The 868-nt window shown below is 71.7% G+C and carries 1 protein-coding gene; it reads left to right on the top strand.

Annotation, left to right across the window (positions count from 1 at the left end; all coding sequences use genetic code 11):
• Positions 1–39 precede the first annotated feature (39 nt).
• A partial coding sequence (gene rsmH / locus GJV64_RS14930) for a 16S rRNA (cytosine(1402)-N(4))-methyltransferase RsmH (protein ID WP_164158293.1) occupies positions 40–868 on the top strand: 829 nt, incomplete at its 3' end.

Raw genomic sequence — 868 nt, 5'->3', positions numbered from 1 at the left:
CGAGATGCAGGCGCGCGGCCTGCCGCAGGAGCGCCCGCAGTGAGCGCCGCCCCGCACCAGCCGGTTTTGCTGGCCGAGGTGATGGCGGCGCTCGCGCTGAAAGCCGGCGATGTCTATGTCGACGCGACGCTGGGGGCTGGCGGCTATCTGCGCGCCGCACGCGGCTTCGGCATCGCCCATGCCTATGGCTTTGACCGCGATCCCGCCGCCCATGCGCTGAACCAGGACCTGGCCGGCGCGCGCGACGTGACGCTGGTGCGCCGGCCCTTTGCCGAACTGGTGGCGGGCCTTGCCGAGCATGGCGTGACGGCCGTGGATGCCATTGCCTTCGATATCGGCGTCTCCTCCATGCAGCTTGACGAGGCGGCGCGTGGCTTTTCCTTCCAGGCCGATGGCCCGCTCGACATGCGGATGAGCCAGGAGGGGCCGACGGCGGCCGATTTCGTCAACAGTGCCAGCGAGGCGGAGATTGCCGACGTGCTGTTCCACCTCGGCGACGAACGCGGCGCCCGGCGCATCGCGCGGGCCATCGTGGCCGACCGGCCGTTCAGCCGCACCGGCGAACTGGCCGCCCTGATCCGCCGGGTGCTGGGACGCGGTGAGCCGGGCAAGGACCCGGCGACCCGCAGCTTTCAGGCGCTGCGCATCCACGTGAACGACGAGCTGGGCCAGCTCGATGCCGGGCTGGTGGCCGCCGAACAGTTGCTGAAGCCCGGCGGACGCCTCGCCGTGGTGAGTTTTCATTCGGCCGAAGACCGGCGGGTGAAGGCCTTCCTGCGCGACCGGTCGGGCAGTGCGCCGGCCGCCTCGCGCCACATGCCGCAGGCCGCCGGAAGCCGGCCACCCAGCTTTGAAAAGCCGGCCCGCG

The sequence above is a fragment of the Sandarakinorhabdus rubra genome (assembly GCF_010994245.1).
Lineage (GTDB): Bacteria > Pseudomonadota > Alphaproteobacteria > Sphingomonadales > Sphingomonadaceae > Sandarakinorhabdus > Sandarakinorhabdus rubra.
The sequence above is the reverse complement of the archived record's forward strand: the minus strand, read 5'-3'. Positions and strand labels throughout refer to the sequence as shown.